Here is a 24,564-nt window from a genome sequence, read left to right as displayed (position 1 = left end):
CCCTACCTCGCGGTGCTCACGTCGAGGACTCCGAGGACGCTGGTTACGGGGACCATGCCGCCACCCGCCCTGCTGCTATAGCTACGCGAGTCGAGGGAGACATCTCGATTGTCGCCCTGAACCCAGATGCTCCCTTCGGGTACGACGACTGGCTCGAACTCCAGGTGTGAGGCCCGCTCATTGGCCACGTAGGGCTCGTCCAGCGGCTTGCCGTCAACGACCATCCGATGATCCGCGTCGCAGCAGCTGACAGCGCTCCCGGGAACGCCGATGACTCGCTTGATCATGTAACCGCCGCTTCCACCCCATGACTTCGGCGGCAGGAAGGCGATGACGTCACCCGCCTTGGGCGCATACGTCCCGTCGGTCATCTTGCCGGTGACCACGTCGCCCGTCTTGAGCGTGGGCATCATCGCCTCGCTCGGTTCTCGGTAGGACTCGTGTCCGGTCAACTTGGAGACGAGCGGCTCGGGCAGGACCGAACACGCCGACGCCATTGCTACCACAAAAGGGACAATCAGAGTGCGTAATCTGAAAAGTGACATAAAGGTACTATTCGGCCTAAGTCTCGTATGGGTGGCTTGCGCCTCGCCATGATCCCATCGGGGGTCATCTCGCCGCGACCCCCGATATCCCTCTGGGGACCCTCTCGTCTCACCCGAAGGAACGGCGAGCCGGCGACGAAGGCCAGGTCCGTCTTCGGGTGGGCTCCGAGTCGGTGATCTTCTTCGTCCGTGAGGTGTCAACGAGCACGGACGGGCCTGGCTCGGAGGAGTTGGTCCGCTGGGCCTGCCGGGGACGCGGAGGACGGGAATGTGATGTCGGCGTACCTCGCTGGGCTTCGCGGCACGCGGAGCCTTGGGACACCGATACGAGTGCGGCCGTGTCGGCGCTCCGAGAGGCAGGGGCGATGGGTATCCCGAACAGCTCGGAACACCAAAAAGTCCCAGATCATCGGCTGCCGCCGCGACCTGGGACTCTGTCTCCTGTTTGACCAGGTCGGACCTGGCCCACCATGGAGCCTGGTGGACGATACAGGGATTGAACCTGTGACCTCTTCCGTGTCAGGGAAGCGCTCTCCCGCTGAGCTAATCGTCCTCGCTGAAAACCAGAGGTGGAGACGGGATTTGAACCCGTGTACACGGCTTTGCAGGCCGTTGCCTCGCCTCTCGGCCACTCCACCGAGTGGGGGGCACGAGCCCCTTTTCCGAGCGGAAGACGGGATTCGAACCCGCGACCCTCACCTTGGCAAGGTGATGCTCTACCACTGAGCCACTTCCGCGTGTGCCTGGCCAGGATCGGCTCGGCGTCACTGAGGGAACTCTAGCGAATACCCGGCGACTCCCCAAACCGAATGCGACCGGTATGTTGTGATGTAAGGAGCCATTATCGGGTTCACCAGTTACCAATGCTTACTATGCGAGAGAGTGACGCCATGCGCGACAACGTGGTCGTGAACATCGGTCCGGAGCCGTTGAGCTTCGAAGAGGTCGTCCAGGTAGCCCGGTACGGCGCCACCGTACGCCTCACCGACGACGCCGTGGCGGCCATGGCCGCCGCCCGCACCCGCGTGGACGAGCTCGCCGAGAGCCCCACCCCCGCCTACGGGGTCTCGACAGGGTTCGGCGCACTCGCCACCCGGCACATCGACCCCTCGCTCCGGGCCCAGCTGCAGCGCTCCCTCGTCCGCTCGCACGCCGCGGGCTCTGGCCCCGAGGTGGAGATCGAGGTCACCCGGGCACTGATGTTGCTGCGCCTGCACACCCTGGCCACCGGCCACACCGGCGTGCGCCCGAAGACGGCCAAGGTGCTGGAGAGCCTGCTCAACGCGCGGATCACCCCGGTCGTGCACGAGTACGGCAGCCTCGGCTGCTCCGGCGACCTCGCGCCGCTCTCCCACGTGGCCCTCACGATCATGGGCGAGGGCGTCGTCCGCGACGCCGCGGGCGAGCGCGGGGACGCCGCCGAGGTGCTGAAGCAGGCGGGCATCGAGCCCGTCGAGCTGGCCGCCAAGGAAGGCCTGGCGCTCATCAACGGCACCGACGGCATGCTCGGCATGCTGATCCTGGCCATGGACGACCTCACCCGGCTGTTCAAGACCGCCGACATCGGCGCCGCCATGAGCGTGGAGGCGCTGCTCGGCACCGACCGCGTCTTCGCCTCCGAGCTGCAGGCCCTGCGCCCGCACCCGGGGCAGGCCGCCAGCGCCGCCAACCTCAGGGCGATGCTCAAGGACTCCGAGATCATGGAATCTCACCGGGACGGCACCTGCACCCGGGTCCAGGACGCCTACTCACTGCGGTGCGCCCCACAGGTCGCCGGAGCCGCCCGCGACACCCTCGCGCACGCCGCCTCGGTCGCCATGCGCGAGCTCGCCTCCGCGATCGACAACCCGGTGGTCCTGGCCGACGGCCGGGTGGAGTCCAACGGCAACTTCCACGGCGCCCCGGTCGGCTACGTGCTCGACTTCCTCGCCATCGCGGTCGCGGACATGGCGAGCATCTCCGAGCGCCGTACCGACCGCATGCTGGATGTGACCCGCAGCCACGGCCTGCCGGCCTTCCTCGCCGACGACCCCGGCGTGGACTCCGGTCACATGATCGCCCAGTATACCCAGGCCGCGATCGTCTCCGAGCTCAAGCGCCTGGCCGTGCCCGCGAGCGTGGACTCCATCCCGAGCTCCGCCATGCAGGAGGACCACGTCTCCATGGGCTGGTCGGCCGCGCGCAAGCTGCGCCGTTCGGTGGACGGCCTCACCAGGGTCCTCGCGGTGGAGATCCTCACCGCGGCCCGGGCGCTCGACCTGCGGGCGCCGCTCCGGCCCGCCCCCGCGACCGGGGCCGTGGTGGCCGCCCTGCGTGAGACCGTCCCCGGCCCCGGCCCCGACCGTTTCCTGGCCCCGGAGATCGAGTCGGTGGTCCAGTTCGTCGCCGACAACGCGGTCGTCGCCGCCGCGGAGTCGGTCACCGGCCCCCTGGTGTAGTCACTCGCCTCCCCGGTCCGCGGGTACGGGCGCCGGCCCCTGGCGTAGGCAGGCGCCCCCCGGCCCGCGGGCACGGGCGTCGATCCCTGGCGTAGGCACTCGCGTCCCCGGCCGTGAGTACGGTCGCCGGCCTCATCGGGCAGTGGGGGTGGTCACCGGGTAGCGGGCAGGGCGGCGATCACCTCCACCTCGATCATCAGCCCCGGCCGGAACAGCCGTGACACCTCCACGGTCGTGCTGGCCGGGGGCTCGCCGGTGATGTGGCGCTGCCGGACGGCCCCGTACTCCGCCAGCAGCGACATGTCGGTGAGGTGCGTCCGGATGTGGGTCACGTCGTCGAACGTGCAGCCCTGGTCGGCGAGGATGCGCTCCAGCAGGTCCATCACGTACTCCGACTGGCGCGTCATGTCCCCCTCGCCGACCACCTTCCCCCCGGGGTCCAGCGCCACCTGCCCGGAGACGAACAGCAGCCCCCCGGCCCTGGTGGCGTGGGAGTAGTAGCCGTTGGTCGCCGGGACCGACGCGGGGTTCAGCTTCCTCACGCGGGAAGGGCGGGCCGTCGCGGCGTGTCCGAAGACGGCGGTCACATCCGCCCCGCCCAGCCCGGCCGCCGTGGCGTCCAGCAGCCTGTCCCTGGCCGCCGCGGCGAGTGTCTGCGTCTCGTGGGAGGCCAGCACCAGGTCCTTGACCGCGAGCGCGAGGCCGTGGCGGGTCTCGGGGGGCCCGTTCTCGATCGCCGGGCGAACCCGTTCGACGAGCGCCCCCAGGAATGTGCCGCCGAGCACGTCCAGCAGTGTCCCGACGTCCACGCCGGACGCCTCGCCGTACGCGACGGTCTCGGCGAGCAGGACCTGCGCGGGCACCATGGCGCTCATCACGGCCAGCTTCATCGCCGCCCCAGAGCCCGGCCCGCCGATCTCACGAACCTGGCCGAAAACCCCCAATATCTCCCGGCAGCGCTCCAGATCGCCCGGCAGCCCCCCGGCCAGCACCGTCAGCGTGCCGTCCCGCGCGGGCTGAACGCTGCCCAGCACCGGCGCGTCGACCAGTCCCACCTGCGAGGGGAGCCGGTCGCGGAGCTCGGCCACCGCCTCGGGCCCGATCGTGGACATCTCCACGATCACCGCTCCCGGCCGCAGACCGGGTGCCGCGTCCGCGAGTACCCGTTTCACCGCCGCCGGATCGCTGAGCATCGTGATGACCAGCTCCGCCTCCGCCACGGCCTCGGCGGGAGACGCCGCGGTAACGGCTCCCTCGACGGTGCGGGGAGTGCGGTTCCACACCGTCACTTTGTGCCCGGCCTCCACGAGTCGCCGGGCCATGGGGGCGCCCATGTGCCCCAGTCCAAGGAAAGAAATCATGTCCTCCACGGTAGAGAACGCCGGAGGCATTCCACCAACGACTAGATTGCATCAAAGCCATGCGAGGGAGGAATGTGTTCGACACCGACGCACTACGCCTGCTGGACGCGGTGGCCCTCGCGGGGTCGTTCACCGGAGCGGCGGCCAAGCTCAACTACACCCAGTCGGCGGTCTCCCGGCGCGTCGCCTCCCTCGAACAGCAGGCGGGTGGCCCGCTGTTCGAGCGCCTGCCCCGGGGAGTGCGGCTGACGCCCGCCGGCGAGGCGCTCCACCGGCACGCCCAGGTCGTCCTGAACCGGCTGGTCAGAGCCGGGGAGGAGCTGGCCGGCATCCACGGCGGCTACCGGGGACGGCTGCGCGTCGGCGCGTTCGCCACCGCCAACGTCTCGCTGGTGCCGAGCGCCCTGCGCTCCTTCCGGCAGGAGTTCCCCGAGGTCGAGCTCATCCCGATCGAGGGGCCCAGCCGCCGTCTGCTGAGCCGGATGCGTGAGGGCGGCCTGGACGTCGCGGTGATCAGCGACTACCCGTCGGGGCTGCCCTACGACGGCGAGGTGGAGACGGTCGAGCTGGTCGACGACGAGCTGCTCGTCGCGCTGCCTCGCGGCCACCGGCTGGCGGCGGGGGAGAGCGTCGACCTGCGCGAACTGCGGGAGGAGACCTGGATCGAGGCGCCCCCGCCCGCCGGGACCACCATGCTCGGCGCAGCCTGTGCCCGCGCGGGGTTCGCGCCCCGCACCACGGTCAGGATCGCCGAATGGACGGGCAAGTTCGGGTTCGTCGCGGCGGGGCTCGGCATCACGTTGGTGCCCTCCATCGCGGCGGGGGCCGTACCACCCGATCTTGTGCTCCGCTCCCTCGGTGACCTCGCCCCGCGCAGGATCGTTTCCGCGGCCCTGCCGGGCACGCCCCTGCCCGCGGCCCGTGCGCTGGTGCGGTTCCTCGCGAAGGTGGCGGGACAATAGGGGCGTGCACAGTTCATTTGCGCATGTCACCGGATATCTGGCCACTCGGCTCCGCGACGTCACCACCGACCTGGCGGCGCTCGACGGCGAGGGCTGGTGGGCCGTCGTGGTCGACTACGAGGGCAAGGTGACGTGTGCCAGGTTCGACGATGTCCGGCCGGCGCCGCTGCCCACGCCGCGCGGCCCCTGGCGGGGGCCCCACCCGTCGTCGTGGCGCAGCTCGCTGGACCGGGCCGCCTACGAGGACGGCGTGCGCCGCATCCGCGATCACATCGAGCGGGGCGACGTCTACCAGGCCAACCTGTGCCGGGTGCTGAGCGCGCCCCTGCCCGCGAACGCGGACCCGCTGGCGCTGGCCGTACGGCTGGCGGAGGGAAACCCCGCGCCCTACGCGGCCACGGTGAGCCTGCCGGAGCTGAGTGTCGTGTCCGCCTCCCCGGAGCTCTACCTGTCCAGGGACGGCGACGTGATCGAGTCCAGGCCGATCAAGGGGACCGGGGTCACGGCGGAGGACCTGCTGGAGAAGGACTACGCGGAGAACGTGATGATCGTCGATCTGGTCCGCAACGACCTGGGCAGGGTCGCCGAGGTCGGTTCGGTGAGCGTGCCCGCGCTGTGCGAGGTGGAGGAGCATCCGGGGCTCGTGCACCTGGTCTCCACGGTCCGGGCGCGCCTCGCGCCGGAGTGCGGCTGGCCCGAGCTGTTCTCCGCGACGTTTCCCCCGGGCTCGGTGACCGGGGCTCCGAAATCCTCCGCCCTGAGGATCATCAATGAGCTCGAACCAGAGCGGCGCGGGCCGTACTGTGGAACGGTGGGCTGGGTCGACGCCGACCGGCACCGGGCGTCACTGGCCGTGGGAATCCGCACGTTCTGGCTCTCCTCCGACGAAATTCACTTCGGTACGGGCGCGGGCATAACGTGGGGTAGTGATCCGCGACGCGAGTGGGACGAGACCGAGTTGAAGGCCTCCCGGCTCATCGCGCTGGCTTCCACATCAGCTTAGAAGGAGTCGCATGAACGTACCCGTATGGGTTAACGGGGCCCTTATCCCTCCGGATCAGGCCATCGTCTCAGTCTTCGATCACGGCCTGATGGTCGGTGACGGGGTGTTCGAGACGATCAAGTGCATGAACGGCGCCTCGTTCGCCCTCACCCGCCACCTGGACCGGCTCCGACTGTCGGCCCAGCGCATGGATCTGCCCGAGCCCGACGTGGACGCGATCGCCGACGGCATCCGCGCCTGCCTGGCCGAGGCGCCGCCGTGGCCGCTCGGCCGGATCCGCGTCACCTACACCAGCGGCCCCGGGCCGCTCGGCTCCGACCGCGGTGACCAGGGCTGCACCGCCGTGGTGATCGTCGGCGAGCAGTCGCCGTTCCCCGCGACCGCGGACGTCACCGTCGTGCCCTGGCCGCGCAACGAGCGCGGCGCGCTCGCGGGCGTCAAGAGCACCTCCTACGGCGACAACGCCAAGGCCCTGCTCTACGCCAAGACGAGGGGCGGCGCGGAGGCGATCTTCGAAAACCTCGTGGGCGACCTCTGCGAGGGCACCGGCAGCAACATCTTCATCGTGCGCGACGGCCGGCTGATCACTCCCACGCTCGCCTCCGGCTGTCTGGCCGGGGTCACCCGCGCGCTGACGCTGGAGTGGTGCGGGGGCGTGGAGGAGGATGTCCCGCTGTCGGCCCTCTACGAGGCCGACGAGGCCTTCCTGACCTCTACCACCCGCGACATCCAGCCGATCCGGGCGGTCGACCAGACCGTGCTGCCGGTCGCGCCGGGCCCGGTCACCGCCAAGGCGATGAAGATCTTCGCCGAGCGCGGCGCCGCCGACCTCGATCCGTGACGATCCGGCTCCGGGTTCGTGAGAGCCGTACGGAACCCGGAGCCGACCGCGATCCACGGCGATGCGTCGCCGGTTCTGTCCCCCGGACCGCCCCACCCGATTTGTCCTGAAGTGGAAGCTTCTCGTGGCGGAGGCGGGCTTCTACGAGTCGAGTTTCACCACGACCTACCGGGGCTGGAAGAGCGGCGAGGAGAAGATCCGGGTGCCCCGGTGAGATCGCGGGCCGTTCAGTAGGAGGCCTGAGTCTGGGCGTTCAGTTCCTTCAGCGTGACCTTCTTGGCCGGATCGGTCAGCGGGTCGTCGATCCGGAGCACGTCCAGGCCCCTGGTGATGTCGCTGGAGTAGATGTAGCCGTTGTAGTAGTAGGCCGACCAGGAGCCGCCGAGCCCTTCGATCGGGCCGCGTTCGAAGAAGCCGATCTCGCGGGGCTGGGACTCGCCGGTGAAGTCCCAGATCGACACCCCGCCCTGATACCAGGACTGGACCATGATGTCCCTGCCGGGCACCGGGATCAGGGCCCCGTTGTGCGCGACGCAGTTCTCCTCGGGCTGCTGCTCCCGGGGGATCTTGAAATAGCCGCGCAGCTTGAGCGTGCGGTCCGGGGCGAGGTCGTACACGGCGTTCGCCCCCTTGGTCTTCGGGGTGTCGGCGTCACAGGTAGCGCTCCCGCCGCCGCCCAGCTCGTCTCCGAAGATCACCTTGGTGGCGGAATTGTTGAACGTCGCCGAATGCCAGATCGAGAAGTTCTCCTCGTCGCTCACGTGCTGGAGAACCTTGGGCCTGACCCGGTCGGAGATGTCCAGCAGGAACCCGTCGCCGAAGCAGGCGGCGGCGGCCAGGTCCTTCTCCGGGTAGACCGTGATGTCGTGGCATCCGCCGGGGAGTTCCTCCTGGCTGATCTGCCCGGAGAGCTTCGGTTGCGACACCACCTTGGCGGTGGCCGGGGCCTTGACGGGCACCTCGACCACGGAGATGTTGTTGTGCGGGGCCGGACAGGTCGCCGACTGCTCGGGGCCGGGGGAGGAGACGTAGAGGTAGACCTTGTCCGCGTCCTTGCCGGGGACGAGCGTGTGGGTGTGGGAGCCGCATTCCGTGCGGACCGCCGACACGAACACGGGATGGGTCTTGTCCGTGATGTCGAAGATCCGGATGCCCTCCCAGCCGGTGCCCCGCTCCTCTCCGCTGTCGCACTCCGGCCCGACGCGCGCCGCGTCGATCGACAGGAACAGCAGGTTCCCGCTCACGGAGATGTCGTTCTGCTCGCCGGGGCAGAGCACCCGGCTGACCGCCGTGGGTTTGGTGGGATCGGAGATGTCGAACACGCTGAAGCCGTCGAAGTTGCCGACGAACGCGTGATCGCCCTGGAAGGCGAGATCGGTGCCCCAGGACTGGGGCCCGTCGAGCGGCGCCTGGGGCGGCACGTTGGCCACGTGCGTGACGTTGGCGCTGTGGGTGACGTCGTCCGCGGTCGGCGGGGATCCCGAGGGCGATGGCTCCTGGGAGGTCGTCGCGGTCGTCGCGCCCGCCGAAACGGCGGCGCCCGGGGGCGCGGGATCCCCGGCGCATCCGGCCACCAGGAGTAACGCGGCAAGGCCGGATGCCACAGTCGATCGCACAGTGCCCCCATCGAGTCAGCTCTTTTGCCCCATTATTAAAACTATGTGGAGGTTGCGTCTGCCGGATCGGATTATTGTTGCGATCTTGGTTGCGCCGCTCCTCGCGGGCTGCACGACGGCCGAACCGGAGCCGCGGACCCCCCTGGTCGCGGGCACCGGCGCGCCGGTGATCATTCCGGGCGGCCCCGGTGACGCGGGCCGTACGGCGCGGCCGGGTGAGAATCTCGGCGAGTCCGAGGCGAGGATCACGGCGGCCGACGTGAGGTTCGCCGAGGGCATGATCCCGCACCACCGGCAGGCGCTGGAGATGGCCGCGCTGGTCCGGCCCAGGTCGTCCTCGCCGGTCCTGTGGAAACTCGCCGAGAGGGTCACCGCCGCACAGCGGCCCGAGATCGCGGCCATGACGTCCTGGCTGAAGTCGGCCGGCCGGGCTCCGGCCGGGTATGACGGTGGCGGCGGCCCCCACGGCGACCACGGGGACCACGCCGTCACACAGGAGCAGGAAAATCAGCTCAGGACGGCCAGAGGAACGGATTTCGACAGGCTCTTCCTGAGCCTCATGATCGTTCATCACGAGGCGGCGGTGACGATGGCCAAGCAGCAGATCGAGGACGGTACGGATCGGATCATGCTGGCGATGGCCGCGGACGTGGTCTCCGGCCAGGCCATCGAGATCACCCGGATGCGGAGGGAACTGCTCAGGCTCGGAGGCTAGGCGTACGGTCGCTCGCGCGCGAGGTCCACGGCGGCTCGGAGATCAGATGCTCCGAAGGCCGGACACGCGGTGGTTCGACCGCCACGTTCCGAGTACGCGGTGGTTCGATGGCCGGCGTCCCGGATGCGAGATATGTGGCGGCCGGACGCCGGGCTCACGAGTCTCGGGCCGGCGGGCATGGGGCCGCACGGAACCACCGGCATGAGGGCCGCACGGAACCGGGCGTGTCCCCCGCTGCGGTGAGGCAGCCGGGGACACGCGGGGCAGCCGGGGAGGCGGACGGCTGCGGGACGGTCAGGAACTCCAGAGCATGTTGCTGAGCTCGGCGTCGAGATCCATGAAATCGGTCTCGCGACCCGCCGGGACCAGCTCATACGTCCGGTGCAGGAACTCCGTGAGCGGAGCCAGCGGCACCTCGAACAGGGCCTGTCCGAACGGCGACGTGAGGCTGATGTGCAGGGTGCGTTCACCGTCGGCACGCGCCGGCCACACCTGGACGTCTCCGTCACCCACGCGCCGCACGATGCCGACTGTCAGCAACTCGCGGGCAAAGATCCACTCGACCGGTTCGTCGTTCCCCACGTGGAAGGCCATCCTGATCGCGTAAGGATCATCGGCCGTGTAGCTGAGTCCGGCTAGCAGGGGGACGGTGGTACGGTCGGGGACCACAAGCCGAAGGCCCAGCTCGGCAGAGACGGTGGAGCTGTTCATCGTCAGCCAAACCTTTTCGTCGTCGGTCCCCTCTTCGGGGCTTTTGATGCTCTGACGGACTTCGTCCCGAGCTATGCACGCGGAACAAAAAAACCTGTAGGAAAGATTCCGCCTCCACGCCCTTCTGTAACACACATCACAGCGCGACATTTGGGCATCTACCTGGCTAAACATCACCAACAGGGCCGTATTTACAAGGGTTTTGCGTCTCGTTTTGGTCACCGTCGACTTCCCGTTAGGGCGTCTCGGGCGATAGAGGTCTAGCTCGGGTTGTTCGGTGCTTCTGTGGATCAGGACGATGCTATGACACCGTAGCCCCCTGCCGGATGCATCCCCAGACCTTTGCCTCACGGATCGTGCCACCTCCAAGATCATCTTGGTGGTCGGGACCGCTTCGCGAGCGGTGCCGGAGTGCGGTATGGTTTCTCACGTCAGCACCGAGAGGCTGCCGACGGGGCGGGCGATTAGCTCAGCGGGAGAGCGCTTCGTTCACACCGAAGAGGTCACTGGTTCGATCCCAGTATCGCCCACAGTAGTAAGACGCAGGTCAGAACCCGACGGACTACATGGTCCGTCGGGTTTTTCCATGCCCGGGGATGTCTCTGGAAGAACCCAGGGAAACCAAGATCATTGCAAACGCCTTCCGGCGAGAGATTTTCGGCGCCGAGATGTGGGTGCGGCGGAGATCGGATGCGACGGGATCGGGGCCCCGGTTCGCCGAATCGGCAGGGTCGTCCTCCGGGGGAAATCTCCATGACGATCACCCCGAGGCGGGCCGGCCGGATGGGCCGGGACATTTCTCGTGCGTAAGTCGTCGGCGAATCGTGGTCGAGTGCGCCCGCTCGCAGATTCCAATGAGCGCCATTCCATCACTCTTGTCGGGTTACGTAACTACCATCCCTTTTTTACCTTGGGCGCCCTGATGGTGTTTTCAATCATCTCTCGTCGCAATAATCACCGTTGTCCTTGATTGGCCTGAGTCGTGTCCACCGGCTCGGTCATCTCGGAGGTTTTCCGTAAACGCCGTCTTCATTTCCGAACGGCCGCCGGCCCCCTGGCGACGGAGGGCCCATCGCCCGCGTGCCTCACTCGCACCCGCCGCGGCCGCGAACCCGTTCGGCCGTGGGGCGGAGGCAGGGGTCCCTGTATAACCGGCAGGTCTCGGATCGCCGCGTGACCTACCGGTCGGTCGGTTGGCCTCTAGACTGATCGAAAAAACTAGAATGAGGTTCGGTAGCGATGCGATTTGGACTGCTCATCAACGAGTCCAGGGGACCGGACGCGCTGGTCAAAATGCGGGATCGGGTCGCCCGCGGAGCCGACGACGGCTTCTCCTCGGCCTGGGTGTCCAACATCTTCGGCCTGGACGCGCTGACCGCGCTCGCGGTGATCGGCAGTCAGGTCCCCGGGATCGAGCTCGGCACCGGTGTCGTGCCGACCTACCCCCGTCACCCGGCGGTTCTCGCCCAGCAGGCGCTCACGGTCAACACCGCCGTGGACGGACGGCTCGCGCTCGGCATCGGACTCTCGCACCAGATGGTGATCGAGGGCATGTACGGCTACAGCTTCGACAAGCCCGCCCGGCACATGCGCGAATACCTGTCCGTCCTGGTGCCGCTCGTCCGCGGGGAGAAGGTGTCCTTCAAGGGCGAGACCCTCACGGCGAATCTCGGGCTGTCGACACCGGGCACGGGGGAGATGCCCGTGCTCATCGCCGCCCTGGCTCCGCGCATGCTCAAGCTGGCCGGCGAGGTGGCCGACGGTACCGTGCTGTGGATGACCGGTCCCAAGACCGTGGCCGAACACGTCGTGCCCGCCATCACCGAGGCCGCCAGGGAGGCCGGGCGGCCCGCGCCCAGGATCGTGTGCACGCTGCCCATCTGCGTCACCGACGACGCCGAGGCGGCCAGGGCGGATGCCTCGACGAAGCTCGCGATCTACGGCCAGCTGCCGTCCTACCGGGCGATGCTCGACAGGGAGGGCGTCGAGGGCCCGGGCGGGGTGGCGGTCGTCGGCGACGAGGACGCCGTGTCGGCCCAGCTCGAGGAGCTCGCCAGGATCGGGGTCACCGACTTCGTCGCCGCCGAGTACAGCCGCGACGGGCGGACGAGGGAGTTCCTCAAGACCCTGCTCTGAGGGCGCTGCCGTCTCCCGGGGGGCCGAGGGGCTGAGAGCCGAAGGCTCAAAGCCCGAAGCCGCTCAGGACCGCCCAGGCCGTACCGGCGCCGGTGAGGGCCCCGGCGACGACCTGGGCCGGGGTGTGGTGGGCGAGCCGCACCCGGGCCCAGCAGACCGTCGCCACGATCAGCGCGCCCACGCCGAGGGTCGGTACGGCGGGCAGCACCTGGGCGAGCACCAGGACGGTGCCCGCCGACACGGCCGCGTGGAAGGAGATCTTCCATCTGAGGGTGATCGGGATCGTCACCGCGAGCGCGGCCAGCATCGCGGTCACCGTGGCGACCAGCAGCCGGGGCGCGCCCAGGAAGATCAGCAGCAACAGCGCGACGAGCACCGCGGCCACCGCCACCAGCAGCGGCTTCGTCCGGCTCGCGCGGTCCACGAGGTGATGGGAGTCCAGCCGCCCCGAGCGGACCCCGGCCAGGATCACCCCGGCGGGGACGCCGCCGCACAGGGCCGAGGCCACCAGCCCCCAGGCCGCCCCGGACCAGCCGTCCGCCAGCAGCCCGACGATCGGCGGCAGCCCGATGACCAGAATCTGTGGCGCGAACAGCCCGGTGACCCATCGGGCGGCCACCGTCGTGGCCCTCGTGTCGCTCGCCGTTCCCTGAGCGGTCATGGAGCTCCCATCGCTGTCGAGGTCCGTGGGCCAACCCTGTCAGGTGGACGGCCGGGAGTGAAGATCGTCGGGTGGGCGCTCCGGGAGCGAGCCTCGGCAAACCGTTGACGGCGGGCGGGGGCGGCTCGGTGAGCCGCCCCCGCCTCAGACCAGCCGAGGAGAGTCTCGCGGGTCAGCCGTTGGCGTGCAGGATGCTGTTGAGCTCCGGGCCGGTGCCCTTGCGGGGGACGACCTCGACGGCGCCGGAGGTGGAGTTGCGGCGGAACAGCAGGCCGGAGGCGCCGGAGAACTCGGAGGCCTTGGCCACCCGGCCGTCGGGGAGGGTCACCTTGGTCCCGGCGGTGACGTAGAGGCCGGCCTCCACGACGCAGTCGTCGCCGAGGGAGATGCCGACGCCGCTGTTGGCGCCCAGCAGGCAGCGCTGCCCGACGGAGATGACCTGCTTGCCGCCGCCGGACAGGGTGCCCATGATCGAGGCGCCACCGCCGACGTCGGAGCCGTCGCCCACGACGACGCCCGCCGAGATGCGGCCCTCGACCATGGAGGTGCCCAGGGTCCCGGCGTTGAAGTTGACGAAGCCCTCGTGCATCACCGTCGTGCCGACGGCCAGGTGCGCGCCGAGGCGGACCCGGTCGGCCTCGGCGATCCGGACGCCGCCGGGCACCACGTAGTCGACCATCCGGGGGAACTTGTCGATGCCGTAGACGGTCACCTGGCCGCGAGCGCGCAGGCGCAGCCGTACCTCCTCGAAGCCCTCGACCGCGCAGGGGCCGTGGTTGGTCCACACGACGTTGCTCAGCAGGCCGAACAATCCGTCCAGGTTCTGGCCGTGGGGCTGGACGAGGCGGGCCGACAGCAGATGGAGACGGAGATAGGCGTCGTGCGCGTCAGCGGGGGCCTCCGACAGCTTGGTGATCCCGGTGTACACCGCGACCACCTCGACGCCGCGGTCGGCGTCGGGGCCGAGCAGCGCGGTGACCCCGGAGCCGAGCGCCTCGACGGCCTCGGAGGCGCTCAGCCGCCTGGTGCCGGGCGAGGACGGCTCGCCCAGCTGAGGGGAGGGGAACCAGGTGTCGAGCACGGTTCCGTCGGAAGTTATGGTCGCGATGCCGGCGCCATGGGCGCCGGAGGTCTGGGCTGCTGCGTTCACGCCACCCAAGCCTAGTCAAAGTCGGCGCAATGGCCGTACGCCGAGGGAGCGTTGGGCGTGTGCGGAAGGACGCCCGCTGGTTAGCGTGGCCGACATGTTGAACGGCATCGATGTGTCGAACTGGCAGGGCGTCGTCGACTGGGGGCGCCATGCCAAGGCCGGGGTCTCCTTCGCCTTCGCCAAGGCGACCGAGGGCGTCACCTTCACCGACCCGTGGTTCGGCAGGAACTGGACGGGCATGCGGGAGAGCTGGATCGTCTGCGGGGCTTATCACTTCGCGCGCCCGTCGGGCAATCCCGAGGCCCAGGTGGGGCACTTCCTGCGGGCCGTGGGGCAGGCGGGCGGGCTGCACCGCGGTGATCTGCTTGCGCTCGACCTGGAGACCAACGACCACCTGCCCGCCCCCAGGGTGGCCCGCTTCGCCCGGCGCTGGTGCGACGCGGTCATCGCGCAGGCCGGGGTGAGGCCGGTGGTCTACACGTTCCTGTCGTTCGCGCGGGGCGGCAACTGCGCGGGGCTGGAGGGCTACCCGCTCTGGATCGCCGCGCCCGACCACCCGCGGGGCAGGCCGGAGGTGCCGGTGCCGTGGAGCAACTGGGCGATCCACCAGCACTCCAACAAACCGGTGGATCGCAACGTCTTCCGCGGCACCAGGGCCGACCTCACCTCACTGGGTTATCGCCCGCGCCGGAGCGAGGACGCCTGAGATTTCGCGTTGCGAGCACCGGTAGCATCGAGGTTCAAACCAACCTCCGAAGTTTTTCAGGGAGTAACAGTGTCCGCCGTGCCAGAACTTCGTATCACCCTCGCCGGAGCCGAGCGTGTGGTGGCGGGGGGCACGACGTACGGCGACGCGCTCGAGGCCGACGGCCGCTCCGTGATCGCCGCCCGTGCCAACGGTGAGTTGAAGGACCTCGCGGCCGCCGTGTCCGAGGGCGACGTGATCGAGCCGGTCCCCGTGGGCAGCGCCGACGGCAGGGCCATCGTGCGCCACTCCACCGCCCACGTCATGGCCCAGGCCGTTCAGGAGATCTTCCCCGAGGCCAGGCTGGGCATCGGCCCGCCGGTCGAGAACGGCTTCTACTACGACTTCGACGTCAAGAGCCCGTTCACTCCCGACGACCTCAAGCGCGTCGAGAAGCGCATGCGCGAGATCGTCAAGCAGGGACAGCTCTTCTCACGCCGGGCCGTCTCCGACGACGACGCGCGCGCCGAGCTCGCCGCGGAGCCGTACAAGCTGGAGCTGATCGGCCTCAAGGGCGGCGCCGGTTCGGATGACGGGGCGGACGTCGAGGTGGGCGGCGCGGAGCTGACCATCTACGACAACCTCGACCCGAAGACCGGCGAGCTGTGCTGGAAGGACCTGTGCCGCGGCCCGCACGTGCCGACCACCCGGTCCATCCCGGCGTTCAAGCTGATGCGCTCGGGCGGCGCCTACTGGCGGGGCAGCGAGAAGAACCCGCAGCTCCAGCGGATCTACGGCACCGCCTGGGAGTCGCGCGAGAGGCAGGACGAATACCTCCACCTGCTGGAGGAGGCCGAGAAGCGCGACCACCGCAAGCTGGGCGCCGAGCTCGACCTGTTCTCCTTCCCCGACGAGCTGGGCTCGGGCCTGCCGGTCTTCCACCCCAAGGGCGGTGTGATCCGCCGGGTCATGGAGGACTACTCGCGGCGCAGGCACGAGGAGGGGGGGTACTCCTTCGTCAACACCCCGCACATCACCAAGGGCCACCTCTACGAGACCTCCGGCCACCTCCACTGGTACAAGGACGGGATGTTCCCGGCCATGGAGCTGGAGGGCGCCGAGTACTACCTCAAGCCGATGAACTGCCCGATGCACAACCTGATCTTCAAGTCGCGCGGGCGTTCCTACCGTGAGCTGCCGCAGCGGTTCTTCGAGTTCGGCTCGGTCTACCGCTACGAGAAGTCCGGCGTCATCCACGGCCTCACCCGCGTGCGCGGCATGACCCAGGACGACGCCCACATCTACTGCACCCGCGAGCAGATGCAGGACGAGCTGAAGTCGCTCCTGAACTTCGTGCTCCAGCTGCTCAAGGACTACGGGCTCGACGACTTCTACCTGGAGCTGTCCACCCGCGACGACTCCGACAAGTTCATCGGCACCGCCGAGAACTGGGAGACGGCCACCGAGGCGCTCCGTCAGGCGGCCATCTCCAGCGGTCTGGAGCTCGTGCCCGACCCGGGCGGCGCGGCCTTCTACGGACCGAAGATCTCGGTGCAGGCCAAGGACGCCATCGGCCGTTCCTGGCAGCTGTCCACCATCCAGGTGGACTTCAACCTGCCCGAGCGCTTCGAGCTGGAGTATCAGGCGGCCGACGGCTCGCGCCAGCGGCCCATCATGATCCACCGGGCGCTGTTCGGCTCGATCGAGCGTTTCTTCGGCGTCCTGGTCGAGCACTACGCGGGGGCGTTCCCCCCGTGGCTCGCCCCGGTGCAGGTCGTCGGCATCCCGATCGCCGAGGCCCACGCGCCCTACCTGCACGACCTGGCCAAGAAGGCGCGCGAGCGGGGCATCCGCATCGAGGTGGACGCCTCGGACGACCGGATGCAGAAGAAGATCCGCAACGCGCAGAAGTCCAAGGTGCCGTTCATGCTCCTGGCCGGTGACGAGGACATCGCCAACGGCGCGGTCTCGTTCCGTTTCCGTAACGGTGAGCAGCGGAACGGCGTCCCGATCGAGGACGCGATCGACGAGATCGTCAGCGCGATCGAGCGGCGCGTCCAGGTCTGACCCGGCCGTCGTACGACCCGTCCCGGACGGCCCGTGTCTCCCCGGAGATCACGGGCCGTCCGGCTTCTCACTCGTGATCGGGACCTCCGGGACGCGCCGGCATCGATCGCGCGGGCCGTACGGGGATCAGGACTCTTCTGAGCCGTCGCCGGGGATCGAGGGGACGCGCTCGCCGGGCAGGCGGACGTCGTCCACGGTGACGTTGACCTCGATGACCTGCATGCCCAGCATCCGGCTGACCGTGTGGGACACGTTGGTCTTGACCGCGTTGGCCACCTCCATGACCACGTGCCCGTACTCCACCACGATCGTCACGTCCACCGCGACCACCGCGATCGTGCGGTCCTGGACGACCTGGGCGCTCACGCCCTGGGTGCCGTTTCTGGCCCCGATCCCGATGCGCTCGCGGACCGACTCGATCGCGCGGGCGAAATCGCCTCCCAGGTCGGCGACGCCCGCCACCTCAAGGGTGGCGAGGGCCGCGACCTTCTCCACGACCTCGTCGGCGACCTTGATCCGGCCCTTGACCAGCGGTTCGGTACCGGACGGCTCCGACAGCTCCGACAGATCGGAGGGCGCGGAGGAGTCCGGGGAATGCGGACCGTCGGTGGTGCCTGCCTCGGTGGGAGATTCGGTCTTCTCGGTGAGGTCCTCAACGGAGACGTCGGTCATGGGGGGTGCTCCTCGGGTGTCGATGGTCACGCTCGCTGGGATTCTGCCGGAGATTCGCCCAATTTGTCCGCCAATGCTGGGTGGATGGCATCCGAACTCTCCCGGTGACCCTTCTCGCGGCTCTCGGCGGGGAGGTGCCAGACCGTACGAATCCGCTTGGCAATATGCTGATCGCCATGAGCGAAGAGCCAGAGGAGCAGCACGGGGCAGGGACGCCGGACGCGTTCGAAAGGCTCTGGACTCCTCACCGGATGGCTTACATCAAGGGAGCCAACAAGCCGACCGGCTCGGGCCCGGAGGACGGCTGCCCGTTCTGCGAGATCCCCAAGATGAGCGACGAGGACGGCCTGATCGTCGCCCGGGGCGAGTCGGTCTTCGCGCTGCTCAACCTCTACCCGTACAACTCGGGCCACCTGATGGTCTGCCCCTACCGGCACGTGCCGGACTACGCGGATCTGGACGTGGCGGAGACCGCCGAACTCGCCGACTTCACCAAGCGGGCGCTGGTCGCCCTGCGCAAGACGAGCGGCGCGCAGGGCTTCAACGTCGGCATGAACCTCGGCACCGTGGCGGGCGCGGGCATCGCCGCCCACCTGCACCAGCACGTGGTGCCCCGCTGGGGCGGGGACACCAACTTCATGCCCGTGGTCGGCCAGACCAGGGTGCTGCCTCAGTTGCTCCGTGAGACCAGGGAGCTGCTCGCCGGATCCTGGCCCGTCCTGTAAGACCGCGCGTCACCCTCGGGAGCCTTGGCGCCCGCCTGGTGCGGCGTGCCGTCGTCCGGGTTCTCGATCTCGGCCTCGCCGGGCGCCGTGCCGCCGCCCAGGGCCCTGATGCCCACCGACAGCGTCAGCGGCACGCCGAGCGCGAGTGCCATGGACAGCACGGCCGCGCCGGAGTCGTTGACCAGCATGCCGACCACCCCGCTGATCAGGGTGCCGATCAGGCCGGCCTTCAGCGCGGGGGAGTGTTCGAACGCGGCGGGAAGGATCCCGGCGCTGGCCGCCTCCGGCCGCAGCAGCGCGTAGATCAGGAAGGCGAACGCGGCGATCACGATCGGCATCAGGTTGGGGCTGAGCAGCGTGCTCAGCATCGCGCCGAGCTTGCGGAAGATCACATCCAGCGCCTCACCGGTGAACACCTGGCCGACGAATCGGCCCAGGTGTGTCTGGGAGGCCGGCGGACGCATGTAGTCGAGATAGGCGATGATCATCACGGTGACGCCGCCCACCAGGCAGAACGCACCCAGTTTGACGATCGAGACCCTCTGGCCCCCGATCAGCAGCGCGGTCACCGCGATACCGGGCACAAACGCGATCACACCGCCGAAGTCGCTGCCCACGCCCGGCCAGCCGCCCAGGATCATCGCCGTGCAGCCCAGTACGACCACCACGGCGACCGCCGCGCGCCTGAGGTCCCGGCGGGTCAGCCGGTGCGCGATCGTGGCCGCCAGCAGCAGCACCGAGGTGGCGAAGAGGGCGAACGGGATATTGCCCAGGCCGTAGTAGCGGGCTCCGACCACGGCGGTATAACCCATCACGCTGTTGAGCTGCAGGGTCGTCCCGGTCAGCAGGTCACCGCCGAGCACCGCCGCCGTCACCCCCGTCACGATGGCCAGCGGCCCGAGCGGGCTGCGCCGCCAGGGACCCGCCAGCGCCACCGCGGCCAGCAGGAGCGCGAACCCCACGATCCCGCCGACCAGGGCGAGCATCGGCGCCCCCGTGTGGTGCCAGGAGGTGAGGTTGACCAGATACGTCGCCACGGGCACGGACGCGAGCGCCACCGCGGCCACGCGGACCCCGGACAGGCCGCGCCTGCGGCGCAGCAGCAGGAACGCGACGATGTAGAAGGCGACCTGGAGCACGGCGACGGTGGTGAAGAAGATCCCGCCCATCTCCCTGATCGTCTGACCGGCCACGTCGGCGTTCTTCAGCTCGACCCGCGCCGCCTCGATGCCGCCGGTACGGCTCTCGCCCGCCTGCCAGGGCACCCCGACGACGGTCGCCGGCACCGGGATGCCGGTCATCGAGAGCATCGTGGCGGTGATGTCCGGCAGGATCGTGATGTCCTCGCGGTGGGTGGAGGCCGCGCCCAGGAAACGGCCGGAGACGTCTCCCCGGCGCATGACGGCCACCCGCAGGTGCGGTGTGCTCCCGTGGTCGGACAGGCCCGCCAGCAGCACGCCGGCGTCCGTGGGGAGCACACTCAGCAGTGCCCCCGCCTTGGCGTCGGCCAGCCGCAGCGCCGTCGTCCGCTGCGCGGGAGCGAGCTGCTCCTCGGCCGCGGGGAGCCGGCCGCCGGTCACGTAGGGCCTGATCAGATCATCCACGTCCATGGCGATGACCCGGCATCTGGTGAGATCCTCGGCGCGGACCTGCCCGGGGGAGGAGGCGTAGACGTCCACCTTGCCCGCGCGGTCGGCCAGCGCCAGCGCCGCCCCCGGGCCGACCGCCGCCGTGCACTGCCCGGCGGCGTGGACGGCCTCGCCGAGCGTCCCGGCGTTCTTCTGCCCGGCGACCTCGTGCAGGTATCGGTAGTCGGGGATGACCGCGCCGGCCTGGCCGGGCTCGGGCACCGGCGGGAGCCCGCAGCCGTAGCCGACCGCCGACCTCGTCCCCGCCGACACCGTCAGCCACCCGTCGTAGGGACACGTCACCCGGCCCACCGTGCGGACGGACAGCGAGCCCGAGGCGCCCTGCCCGGCCAGCCGCCACAGGTTCGGGGTGACCTCGGCGCTGAGGTCACTCCATTGCAGACCGGGAACCCCGATCAGCACCACCCGTCCGTCCGCCTGCGTGGCAGCCTGCGCGGCCCCCGGCCACAGCACGCTCAAGACCAACGCAAACGCGACAAGCGTCCGCCTCACGAGTGACCTCCCCATACTTTTGACCAAATGCTGGCACCGTAGGGGAGAACCGGGCCACGGGTCCAGCCGACTCGTGGATCGACGTCAGGCCAGGGCGGGGTTGGTGGGCGCACTCTCGTTGCCCAGACGGTCCAGGGCGGTGACGAGGTAGGCGCCGCCCGCCGCGGCGGCGAAGGTCTGGCGGGCGCCGCCCGCCGCGGGAACGACCGCGACCAGGTTGCGGGCGTCGGCGGTGGCGCACTTTCCAGGCTTGCCCGAGGGGACCCGGTAGACCGCGTAGGAACGGGCGTTCGCGGAGGTCTTCCAGGTGAGCGACTTGCCCTGGAGTCTGACCTCGGCGGGCGTGGCGGGAGCCTGACCGCCGAGACCCTTTATCAGGGGCAGCAGCGCCGGGCGGGTGTAAGCGCTCTTGACGATCCGGTCGAGCGCGCCGAGCGGATTGGTGAGGAGCTGTTTGGCGCTGAAGTAGACGTCGCCCTTGACCTCCCCGTACTTGCGGTTCGCAGTGAGATGCGAGGCCAGCTCGCCGGGGTTGGTCCAGGCGCCGCCGGTGCCGACCTGGTAGAGGGCCTGGCCGATGTAGAGATCCACCCCCGTGCCCTTGACCTCCTTCGCCCACCACGGCATCAGCGTGTTGTAGTCGGCGACCTTGAACCCGCGCGGCCAGTAGAGCTGCGGTATGACGTAGTCGACCGTGCCCTGACGGATCCAGTGGCGGGAGTCGGCGTAGATGGAGTCGTAGGCGGACATCCCGGCGGTGGCGGAGCCGGTGGGGTCGTCGGACTTGTTGCGCCAGATCCCGAACGGGCTGATGCCGAACTTCACGTGCTTCTTGGTCGCGTGCACGGTCTTGTCGACCTGGGCGATCAGTTTGTCGACGTTGGAGCGGCGCCAGGCGGCCAGCTTCGTGCCCTTGCCGTACTTCTTGAAGGCGGCGTTGTCGGCGAACGTCGCGCCACCGACCGGATAGGGATAGAAGTAGTCGTCGAAGTGGACCCCGTCCACGTCGTAGCGGCTCACCACGTCCTTGACGACCGAGGTGACGTGGTCGCGGACCTGGGGCAGGCCGGGGTTGTAGTAGGACTGGCCCCCATACTTGACGATCCAGTCGGGGTGGATCCGGGCGGGGTGGTTCACCGGAAGCTTGCCCAGGTCGGTGCCGTAGGAGGCGCGGTAGGGGTTGAGCCAGGCATGGAACTCCAGCCCACGCTTGTGCGCCTCGGCGACCAGGAAGGGCAGCGGGTCCCAGCCGGGGTGCTTGCCGGCCTTACCGGTCAGATACTCCGACCAAGGCTCCATCGCCGACGCGTAGAGGGCGTCGGAGGCCGGGCGGACCTGCACGAACACCGCGTTGAACCGGCGCTTGACCGCGCTGTCGAGAATCCTGACGTATTCCGCCTGCTGCCGGGCGACCGGCAGGCCGGTCCGCGAGGGCCAGTCGATGTTCTTGGTGGTGGCGATCCAGATCCCGCGCAGCTGCCGCTTGGGATACCTCGCGTCGACCGGGCACGCCGCCGTGGCGGAGACCTCACCCGCCGCGCCGACGGTGGGTGCCGTGGCGGCTGCGGCGGCTGCGGCTCCCACCGGCTCGGCACTCGGGCCGAAGGTGTAGGCGGCGCCGGTGGTGACGACGGCAAGGGCGGCAGCGGCAAGCAAAGGGCGTCCTGTTCGCATAGTTCATCAGTTTGGCACCAGGACCGAGATGCTTTGACCGGAAAAACGAAATGAGTTTGTGATACTACCGTGACTTGAGTACATTTTTGGGAGGCGTGCGCCGGATGGTGCGCGCCTCCCAGCGCCTTTCCGCGAGCGACGCGCCCAAGGACTCTGTGGACGGCACGCGCCCTCAGGGACGCTCCGCGGGCGGTGGCACGCCTTCCCGCCGGTCAGCCGGCGACTTTGTCCACCAGGTGGGACGGGAGCGGCTCGTACCGCAGGAAGACGCGCTGGAACGTCCCGGTGCCGTGCGACATCGACCTCAGGTCGATGGAGTAGCGGGTGATCTCCAGTTCGGGCACCTCCGCCCGGACCAGCGTGCGCCCGATGCCGACCGGTTCGGTGCCGAGGACCCGGCCCCTGCGGGAGGACAGGTCGGACATCACCGAGCCGACGTGGTCGTCGGCCACCAGCACGGACACCTCGTCCACCGGTTCGAGCAGCAGCATCGGCACCTTGGCCGCCGCCTCCTTGAGCGCGAGCGCCCCGGCGATCTGGAAGGCCATGTCGGAGGAGTCGACCGAGTGGGCCTTGCCGTCGTACAGCGTCACCCGGACGTCCACCATGGGATATCCGGCCAGCACCCCGCGCTGCATCTGGGTGCGCACCCCCTTCTCCACCGAGGGGATGAACTGGCGCGGCACCACACCGCCGACGATCTTGTCCACGAACTCGAAGCCGCCGCCCGAGGGCAGGGGCTCGATCTCCAGGTGGCAGACGGCGAACTGACCGTGACCGCCGGTCTGCTTGACGTTGCGGCCCAGGGCCTGGCAACTGCCGCCGAAGGTCTCCCTGAGCGGCACCCGGAGGTCGATCTTCTCCACCTCCACGCTGTGCCGCTTGCTCAGCCGTTCGAGCAGCACGTCGGCGTGGGCCTCGCCCATGCACCACAGCACGAGCTGCCGGGTCTCGGCGTTGTTCTCCAGCCGGAGCGTCGGGTCCTCGGCCACCAGTCGCTGCAGCGCCTGGCCGAGTTTGTCGTCGTCGGCCTTGGACTTGGCCTGGATCGCCACCGGCAGCAGCGGTTCGGGCATCGTCCACGAGGTCATCAGCAGCGGCCGCTCCTTGTCCGACAGGGTGTCACCGGTCTCCGCCCGCGCCAGCTTGGCCACCGCGACGATGTCGCCGGCCACGCATTTGGCGGCCGTCCGCTGAAGCTTGCCCAGGGGCGAGGAGAGCGCGCCGATGCGCTCGTCCACGTCGTGGTCATCGTGACCGCGATCGGCCAGGCCGTGCCCCGAGACGTGCACGGTCATGTCCGGGCGCAGCGTCCCCGAGAACACCCGGACCAGGCTGATCCGGCCCACGTAGGGGTCGCTGGTGGTCTTGACGATCTCAGCCACGAGCGGTCCGTCGGGGTCGCAGGCGATGGCCGGGACCGGAGTGCCGTCAAGAGAGGTGATCTCCGGCATCGGGTGCTCGAGCGGGGAGGGGAATCCCTGGGTGATGAGTTCCAGCACCTCCAGCGCGCCCACGCCGGTCCCCGCGGCGAGCACCGGATAGAAGCCCCCGCGCGCGACGGCCTTCTCCAGGTCGTCGATGAGGACCTTGGTGTCGATCTCCTCGCCGGAGAGGTAACGGTCCATCAGGGACTCGTCCTCGCTCTCCTGGATGATGCTCTCGATCAGGGTGTCGCGATACTCCTCGAGCTGGTTCTCATACGTGGGGCCCGGGACGTTCTCGGTCCTGGTGCCGGTCGCGTAGTTGTAGAACTTCTGGCTCAGCAGCCCGATCAGGCCGTTCACCCGGCCGTTGGTCACCACGGGGAGATACAGCGGCGCCACGCCGTCGCCGAAGGCGTCCTGGCAGGCGATGAGGACCTCCTCGAAGTTCGCCCTCTGGTGGTCGATCTTGGTGATCACGACCGTACGGGGCATCCCGACCGTCGCGCACTCCTCCCACAGCATCTTGGTCAGGCCGTCCACGCCCTCCGACGCCGAGACCACGAACAGCGCGGCGTCGGCCGCGCGCAGTCCGGCGCGCAGGTCGCCGACAAAATCGGCGTAGCCGGGGGTGTCCAACAAGTTGATCTTGACGTCGTTGTAGATCATCGGAGCCACGGTCAGGTTCACCGACCGTTGCTGACGCACCTCGACCTCGTCGAAGTCGCTGACCGTCGTGCCGTCCTCGACCCGGCCGGTCCGCTGAATGGTCCGCGTCGCGGCCAGCAGCGCCTCGACGAGAGTTGTCTTTCCGGCACCGGAAGGGCCGACCAGCACGACATTACGCACCATGTCCGGCCGATCGACCGCAGGTGCCCTCCCCGCGGCTCCTGCTGTTCCGCCGGTTGCTCTCTCCGCCACATCGCCTCCCGCGTCATTGCCGAAGGAGCGCGGCCAGTGGGGCCACACCCCTGGATCCGCTGTCGCGTCCATACCCCGCATGAACGCAGTGTGTTCACCAAATACCCATGTGGCGA

Annotated in this window: 20 protein-coding genes and 4 tRNA genes; 11 read left to right on the top strand and 13 right to left on the bottom strand. The window is 69.3% G+C overall.

The genetic code is table 11. The features are described 5' to 3' along the window. Positions 1-2: 2 nt before the first annotated feature. The 4 genes from lepB to CHC08_RS30015 all read right to left on the bottom strand — a co-directional run bounded on the left by lepB (position 3) and on the right by CHC08_RS30015 (position 1,282). Entirely contained in the window at positions 3-497 is a 495-nt protein-coding gene (gene lepB, locus CHC08_RS30030) for a signal peptidase I (RefSeq protein WP_245878649.1), read from the bottom strand. A 526-nt stretch (positions 498-1,023) separates the two neighbouring features. Continuing rightward, positions 1,024-1,098: transfer RNA gene (locus tag CHC08_RS30025), tRNA-Val, on the bottom strand. Positions 1,099-1,112: 14 nt separating this feature from the next. After that, positions 1,113-1,183, bottom strand: a tRNA-Cys gene (locus CHC08_RS30020). Positions 1,184-1,210: 27 nt separating this feature from the next. Beyond that, a tRNA-Gly gene (locus CHC08_RS30015) sits at positions 1,211-1,282 on the bottom strand. Positions 1,283-1,435: 153 nt separating this feature from the next. Between CHC08_RS30015 and hutH the strand changes: the two genes are divergently transcribed. Further along, entirely contained in the window at positions 1,436-2,983 is a 1,548-nt protein-coding gene (gene hutH, locus CHC08_RS30010) for a histidine ammonia-lyase (RefSeq protein ID WP_089210750.1), read from the top strand. A 152-nt stretch (positions 2,984-3,135) separates the two neighbouring features. Here the strand turns inward: hutH and CHC08_RS30005 are convergent, their stop codons facing one another. Continuing rightward, positions 3,136-4,344, bottom strand: a complete 1,209-nt coding sequence (locus CHC08_RS30005; RefSeq protein ID WP_089210749.1) for an NAD(P)-binding domain-containing protein — start codon at positions 4,342-4,344, stop codon at positions 3,136-3,138. Positions 4,345-4,418: 74 nt separating this feature from the next. Between CHC08_RS30005 and CHC08_RS30000 the strand changes: the two genes are divergently transcribed. From CHC08_RS30000 to CHC08_RS49830, 4 genes are all read left to right on the top strand, one after another. Beyond that, a complete protein-coding gene (locus CHC08_RS30000) occupies positions 4,419-5,306 on the top strand; it encodes a LysR family transcriptional regulator (RefSeq protein WP_089210730.1) in 888 nt (295 codons plus the stop codon). Positions 5,307-5,310: 4 nt separating this feature from the next. Continuing rightward, entirely contained in the window at positions 5,311-6,309 is a 999-nt protein-coding gene (locus tag CHC08_RS29995) for a chorismate-binding protein (RefSeq protein ID WP_089210729.1), read from the top strand. A 10-nt stretch (positions 6,310-6,319) separates the two neighbouring features. Further along, positions 6,320-7,150: an aminotransferase class IV gene (locus tag CHC08_RS29990; protein ID WP_089210728.1), complete on the top strand. Its 831-nt coding sequence runs from the start codon at positions 6,320-6,322 to the stop codon at positions 7,148-7,150. Between the two features lie 61 nt (positions 7,151-7,211). Beyond that, on the top strand, positions 7,212-7,364 hold the full coding sequence (locus CHC08_RS49830) for a hypothetical protein (RefSeq protein WP_179282289.1): 153 nt from the start codon (positions 7,212-7,214) through the stop codon (positions 7,362-7,364). A 13-nt stretch (positions 7,365-7,377) separates the two neighbouring features. Here CHC08_RS49830 and CHC08_RS29985 read toward each other — a convergent pair whose 3' ends face one another. Beyond that, entirely contained in the window at positions 7,378-8,766 is a 1,389-nt protein-coding gene (locus CHC08_RS29985) for an LVIVD repeat-containing protein (RefSeq protein WP_245878645.1), read from the bottom strand. Positions 8,767-8,851: 85 nt separating this feature from the next. Here CHC08_RS29985 and CHC08_RS29980 point away from each other — a divergent pair, with 85 nt between their 5' ends. Then, positions 8,852-9,481: a DUF305 domain-containing protein gene (locus CHC08_RS29980; protein ID WP_245878644.1), complete on the top strand. Its 630-nt coding sequence runs from the start codon at positions 8,852-8,854 to the stop codon at positions 9,479-9,481. A gap of 294 nt (positions 9,482-9,775) precedes the next feature. On the opposite strand, the gene CHC08_RS29975 is transcribed toward CHC08_RS29980, so the two are convergent. After that, positions 9,776-10,192, bottom strand: a complete 417-nt coding sequence (locus tag CHC08_RS29975) for an SsgA family sporulation/cell division regulator (RefSeq protein WP_089210725.1) — start codon at positions 10,190-10,192, stop codon at positions 9,776-9,778. Between the two features lie 458 nt (positions 10,193-10,650). Between CHC08_RS29975 and CHC08_RS29970 the strand changes: the two genes are divergently transcribed. Beyond that, positions 10,651-10,722, top strand: a tRNA-Val gene (locus CHC08_RS29970). A 709-nt stretch (positions 10,723-11,431) separates the two neighbouring features. Further along, positions 11,432-12,328 carry an LLM class F420-dependent oxidoreductase gene (locus CHC08_RS29965; protein ID WP_089210724.1) on the top strand — a complete coding sequence of 299 codons (897 nt, stop codon included), beginning with the start codon at positions 11,432-11,434 and terminating at the stop codon, positions 12,326-12,328. 46 nt (positions 12,329-12,374) lie between these two features. Here CHC08_RS29965 and CHC08_RS29960 read toward each other — a convergent pair whose 3' ends face one another. Together CHC08_RS29960 and dapD are read right to left on the bottom strand one after the other, a co-directional pair. Continuing rightward, positions 12,375-12,989, bottom strand: a complete 615-nt coding sequence (locus tag CHC08_RS29960) for a phosphatase PAP2 family protein (protein ID WP_089210723.1) — start codon at positions 12,987-12,989, stop codon at positions 12,375-12,377. A gap of 172 nt (positions 12,990-13,161) precedes the next feature. After that, positions 13,162-14,139, bottom strand: coding sequence for a 2,3,4,5-tetrahydropyridine-2,6-dicarboxylate N-succinyltransferase (gene dapD, locus CHC08_RS29955; RefSeq protein ID WP_179282288.1), 978 nt, complete (start codon positions 14,137-14,139; stop codon positions 13,162-13,164). Between the two features lie 94 nt (positions 14,140-14,233). Between dapD and CHC08_RS29950 the strand changes: the two genes are divergently transcribed. Together CHC08_RS29950 and thrS are read left to right on the top strand one after the other, a co-directional pair. Next, complete coding sequence (locus CHC08_RS29950) at positions 14,234-14,845, top strand: glycoside hydrolase family 25 protein (protein ID WP_218825564.1); 612 nt, start codon at positions 14,234-14,236, stop codon at positions 14,843-14,845. A gap of 69 nt (positions 14,846-14,914) precedes the next feature. Further along, complete coding sequence (thrS, locus tag CHC08_RS29945) at positions 14,915-16,891, top strand: threonine--tRNA ligase (RefSeq protein WP_089210721.1); 1,977 nt, start codon at positions 14,915-14,917, stop codon at positions 16,889-16,891. A 126-nt stretch (positions 16,892-17,017) separates the two neighbouring features. On the opposite strand, the gene CHC08_RS29940 is transcribed toward thrS, so the two are convergent. Further along, the gene (locus CHC08_RS29940) at positions 17,018-17,563 is read right to left on the bottom strand and encodes an Asp23/Gls24 family envelope stress response protein (protein WP_089210720.1); all 546 of its coding nucleotides are present in this window, start codon (positions 17,561-17,563) and stop codon (positions 17,018-17,020) included. Positions 17,564-17,739: 176 nt separating this feature from the next. On the opposite strand from CHC08_RS29940, the gene CHC08_RS29935 reads away from it, so the two are divergent. After that, the gene (locus CHC08_RS29935) at positions 17,740-18,288 is read left to right on the top strand and encodes an HIT family protein (protein ID WP_245878643.1); all 549 of its coding nucleotides are present in this window, start codon (positions 17,740-17,742) and stop codon (positions 18,286-18,288) included. Here CHC08_RS29935 and CHC08_RS29930 read toward each other — a convergent pair. From CHC08_RS29930 to CHC08_RS29920, 3 genes are all read right to left on the bottom strand, one after another. Then, complete coding sequence (locus CHC08_RS29930; RefSeq protein ID WP_179282286.1) at positions 18,234-20,429, bottom strand: alkaline phosphatase family protein; 2,196 nt, start codon at positions 20,427-20,429, stop codon at positions 18,234-18,236. The two genes, CHC08_RS29935 and CHC08_RS29930, sit on opposite strands and share 55 nt — an antisense overlap. A gap of 84 nt (positions 20,430-20,513) precedes the next feature. After that, positions 20,514-22,085 carry a glycoside hydrolase family 10-like protein gene (locus CHC08_RS29925; protein ID WP_245878642.1) on the bottom strand — a complete coding sequence of 524 codons (1,572 nt, stop codon included), beginning with the start codon at positions 22,083-22,085 and terminating at the stop codon, positions 20,514-20,516. Between the two features lie 230 nt (positions 22,086-22,315). Next, positions 22,316-24,448, bottom strand: a complete 2,133-nt coding sequence (locus CHC08_RS29920; protein WP_089210747.1) for an elongation factor G-like protein EF-G2 — start codon at positions 24,446-24,448, stop codon at positions 22,316-22,318. Between the last annotated feature and the right edge of the window lie 116 nt (positions 24,449-24,564).

The sequence above is a fragment of the Streptosporangium subroseum genome (genome assembly GCF_900188345.1).
Classification (GTDB): domain Bacteria; phylum Actinomycetota; class Actinomycetes; order Streptosporangiales; family Streptosporangiaceae; genus Streptosporangium; species Streptosporangium subroseum.
Note: the sequence above shows the minus strand (reverse complement) of the source record. Positions and strands in the feature narration are given on the sequence as shown.

Bases quoted from the DNA above. Each gene is read 5' to 3' on its own strand.
- CHC08_RS29965 (WP_089210724.1), top strand. From the start codon at position 11,432: ATGCGATTTGGACTGCTCATCAACGAGTCCAGGGGACCGGACGCGCTG.
- CHC08_RS49830 (WP_179282289.1), top strand. From the start codon at position 7,212: ATGCGTCGCCGGTTCTGTCCCCCGGACCGCCCCACCCGATTTGTCCTG.
- CHC08_RS29940 (WP_089210720.1), bottom strand. From the start codon at position 17,563: ATGACCGACGTCTCCGTTGAGGACCTCACCGAGAAGACCGAATCTCCC.
- lepB (WP_245878649.1), bottom strand. From the start codon at position 497: ATGGCGTCGGCGTGTTCGGTCCTGCCCGAGCCGCTCGTCTCCAAGTTG.
- CHC08_RS29950 (WP_218825564.1), top strand. From the start codon at position 14,234: ATGTTGAACGGCATCGATGTGTCGAACTGGCAGGGCGTCGTCGACTGG.
- CHC08_RS29960 (WP_089210723.1), bottom strand. From the start codon at position 12,989: ATGACCGCTCAGGGAACGGCGAGCGACACGAGGGCCACGACGGTGGCC.
- hutH (WP_089210750.1), top strand. From the start codon at position 1,436: ATGCGCGACAACGTGGTCGTGAACATCGGTCCGGAGCCGTTGAGCTTC.
- CHC08_RS29990 (WP_089210728.1), top strand. From the start codon at position 6,320: ATGAACGTACCCGTATGGGTTAACGGGGCCCTTATCCCTCCGGATCAG.
- CHC08_RS29975 (WP_089210725.1), bottom strand. From the start codon at position 10,192: ATGAACAGCTCCACCGTCTCTGCCGAGCTGGGCCTTCGGCTTGTGGTC.
- CHC08_RS29935 (WP_245878643.1), top strand. From the start codon at position 17,740: ATGAGCGAAGAGCCAGAGGAGCAGCACGGGGCAGGGACGCCGGACGCG.
- CHC08_RS30005 (WP_089210749.1), bottom strand. From the start codon at position 4,344: ATGATTTCTTTCCTTGGACTGGGGCACATGGGCGCCCCCATGGCCCGG.